Raw genomic sequence first — 2801 nt, forward strand, 5'->3', positions numbered from 1 at the left:
CTCGAGGGCGGCGAACCGGCCGACCTCGACGCGCTCGACCAGCGCCTTCTCGCGCCCGGCTTCGAGCGCCGCATCGTCGTGGACGCGACGGCGTCCGAGGCCGTCGCCCGGCGCTACGCCGACTGGCTCGAGGCCGGCATCGGCGTGGTCACGCCGAACAAGAAGGCGAACACGCTCGACCTGGGGTACTACCGCCGCCTGCGCGACGCCGCCGGCCGCCGCGAGGTGAGCTACCACTACGAGACGACGGTCATGGCCGGGCTCCCAGTCGTGTTCACCGTCCGCGACCTTCTGCGATCGGGCGACCGCATCGAGCACATCGAGGGCGTGTTCTCCGGGACGCTGGCCTTCCTGTTCAACCGGCTCGCCCAAGGCGCCTCGTTCTCCGACGCCGTCCGCGAAGCCAAGGCCAAGGGCTTGACCGAGCCCGACCCGCGCGACGACCTGACGGGCGAGGACGTCGCCCGCAAGCTGCTCATCCTGGCCCGAGAGACCGGCCGCGACGTCGAGCGCTCCGACCTCGAGGTCGAGTCGCTCGTGCCCGCCGCCCTCGAGGGCGTCTCCGTCGACGCGTTCATGGACGGCTTGGACGACCTCGATGCCGAATGGGCCGAGCGCGTCGCGGCGGCCCAGGCCGAGGGAAAGCGGTTGGCGTACGTCGGCCAGATCACGGACAAGGGCTTGAGCGTCGGCGTCCGCGCCGTCGACCTGTCGTCGCCGTTCGGCGGATCTCGCGGGACCGACAACGTGATCCTGATCCAGTCGGCCCGCTACAACGAGACGCCTCTCGTAGTCCAAGGGCCGGGCGCCGGGCCGGACGTCACGGCCGCCGGCCTGCTCGCCGATCTTGTCAAGGCCGCCGAACTGATGCCATGACCGACCGCGCCACTGCTTGGGGGCCCGCGTCCCTGTCCAACCTCGGCCCCGGCTTCGACGCGCTCGGCCTGTGCCTGACCGGCCTGGGCGACCGCGTCTCGGCGTCGAGGACGGACGCGCCCGGCGTTACCGTCACTGGCCCACCGAGCTTGCCGACCGACCCGGACCGCAACACGGCGGCTCGCGCCGCGGCTCACGTTTTGACGCAGTCCGGCCTCGAGGGCGGACTCGCGCTCGAGATCAAAAAGGGCATCCCACTCGGGTCCGGCGTCGGCGGCTCTGCGGCGAGCGCGGTCGCCGGCGCGTGGGCCGCGAACGTGGTGTTGGGCTCACCGTTCACCAAGCCCGACCTGGTCGATGCCGTCCTCGAGGGCGAGGTCGCCGCGTCGGGCAGCAAGCACGGCGACAACGTGCTCCCGGCCTTGTTCGGAGGCCTGGTCCTGACCTCGCCCTCCGACCCGACCGAGTACCGGCATGTCGACCTCGAGGACGCGCCCGAGATCGCGGTCTTGATCCCGCACGTCGAGGTCCTGACGCGCCAGGCGCGCGCCGTCCTTCCCGAGACCGTCCCGCACCGCGACGCCTCCGCCCAGGCGGCCGAGCTCGCCTTCCTGCTCGACGCGCTTCGCGCTGGCGACTGGCTCGAGGTCGGGCGCCGGATCATGCGCGACCGACTCGCCGAGCCACACCGCTCGACGTTGGTCCCGGTCTACGACGCCGTCAAGGCCGCCGCCCTCGAGGTCGGCGCCGCCGGCTGCGCGCTGACCGGCTCCGGGCCGGCCATGTTCGCGCTGCCCAGCCCAGACGCTGACGCCGAAACGGTCCTCGAGGCGATGAAAGCAGCCAGCCTAGACGGCGCTATCGACGCCCACGGCTGGGTGGCCCGCGTCGATCCTGGGGGCGTGAGGACGCTGGACGCATGACCCAGTACGTCAGCACGCGTGGCGGCGAGGCCGTCCCGTTCAGCACCGCCCTCCTCAACGGCTTGGCGCCCGACGGGGGGCTCTACGTCCCGACCTCGATTCCGGCGTTCGGCGACTGGCGCTCGGCCACCTCGTTCGCCGAGGCCGGCTACGCCGCGCTCGCGCCCTGGCTCGAGGACGAGATCACTGACCTCGAGGCCATCGTCCACGACGCGCTCTCGTTCGACGTCCCGCTCGTCGACCTCCAAGGCGAGTGGTCCGGCATCTCGGTTCTCGAGTTGTTCCATGGCCCGACCCTGTCGTTCAAGGACGTCGGCGCGCGCACGATGGCGCGGTTGATGGGCGCCGTCCTCGAGGGCGACGAGGTCACAATCCTGGCGGCCACGTCTGGCGATACGGGCAGCGCGGTCGCAGACGGGTTTGCAGGCATCGAGGGCGTACGCGTCGTGCTGCTCTACCCGAAGGGCCAGGTCAGCGCGGTCCAGGAGCGCCAACTCATCGTCGAGCGGCCGGACGTCCTGACCCTGGCCGTCGAGGGCACCTTCGACGACTGCCAGCGACTGGTCAAAGCGGCCTTCGCGTCCTCGAGGTCGAGCCGCCGTCTGTCGTCGGCCAACTCGATCAACATCGGGCGGCTCCTGCCCCAGACGACCTATTACGCCCAGGCCGCCGCCCAGGCCGGACGCGGGGACGTCGTGTTCTGCGTGCCGAGCGGCAACCTGGGCAACCTGACCGCGGGCACGTTGGCGGCTCAAGCCGGCGTCCCGGTCGCCGGGTTCATCGCGGCGCACAACGCCAACGACGGCTTCGCTCGCTTCCTCGAGGGCGCCGACGCGCCCGCCGCCGACTCCGTGCGGACGGTCTCGAACGCGATGGACGTCGGCGTGCCCAGCAACCTCGAGCGCTTGCGGTCGCTGTACGACGACGACGACCTGCGGCGGCTCGTCCACGGAGAGGCCGTCACGGACGCGGTCACGATCGAGACGATGCGCGCGGTCTGGC

Annotated in this window: 2 protein-coding genes and 1 pseudogene; all 3 read left to right on the plus strand. The window is 71.7% G+C overall.

From position 1 onward, the window contains the following. Positions 1 to 876, plus strand: a pseudogene (locus WBA11_RS08845) (bifunctional aspartate kinase/homoserine dehydrogenase I); the annotation flags it as partial. Beyond that, positions 873 to 1799, plus strand: a complete 927-nt coding sequence (locus tag WBA11_RS08850; RefSeq protein ID WP_424520335.1) for a homoserine kinase — start codon at positions 873 to 875, stop codon at positions 1797 to 1799. The pseudogene WBA11_RS08845 and the gene WBA11_RS08850, both read left to right, overlap by 4 nt. Next, a partial coding sequence (thrC, locus tag WBA11_RS08855; protein WP_424520336.1) for a threonine synthase occupies positions 1796 to 2801 on the plus strand: 1006 nt, incomplete at its 3' end. The genes WBA11_RS08850 and thrC, both read left to right, overlap by 4 nt.

This window comes from Rubrivirga sp., from assembly GCF_049648075.1.
In the GTDB taxonomy this organism is placed as follows: domain Bacteria; phylum Bacteroidota; class Rhodothermia; order Rhodothermales; family Rubricoccaceae; genus Rubrivirga.